General features: G+C 46.0%; 1 protein-coding gene. It reads left to right on the top strand.

All coding sequences use genetic code 11. The features are described 5' to 3' along the window. On the top strand, positions 1-572 hold a 572-nt coding region (locus R8N47_RS27170), incomplete at both ends, for a Nif3-like dinuclear metal center hexameric protein (protein WP_318186365.1).

Here is a 572-nt window from a genome sequence, read left to right as displayed (position 1 = left end):
CTCAAGCATTAATTGATAAAGCGATTGAACTCAGAGCCGATGCGTTATTGGTCCACCATGGTTATTTTTGGAAAGGGGAGCCAGAACCCATTCGCGGTATGAAAGGTAAGCGCATTCGTAGCCTAATTAAAAGTGACATTAATCTGTACGGCTACCATCTACCGCTCGACATTCATCCTGAACTTGGTAACAACGCAGAGCTTGCTCGTCTTCTTGATATTGAAATCGACGGTGGGTTAGAAGGTCATCCGCAGTCTGTCGCCCTATTTGGACGCTTGAAAAAACCGATGACTGGTTCTCAATTTGCGAGCAAGATCAACCAAGTCCTTAATCGAGAGCCTCTACATATCGCTCCAGATAATGCGGATAAAATGATCGAAACCGTTGGTTGGTGTACTGGCGGCGGACAAGATTTCATTGAACTTGCGGTTCAGCATGGATTAGATGCATTCATTTCTGGCGAAGTTTCGGAGCGAACAACTTACACCGCTCGTGAGATGGACATCCACTATTTTGCTGCGGGTCACCATGCAACAGAGCGTTATGGCATCAAAGCACTTGGTAAGTGGTTA

The organism is Vibrio sp. 2132-1 (genome assembly GCF_033344315.1).
The sequence above is the reverse complement of the archived record's forward strand: the minus strand, read 5'-3'. Positions and strand labels throughout refer to the sequence as shown.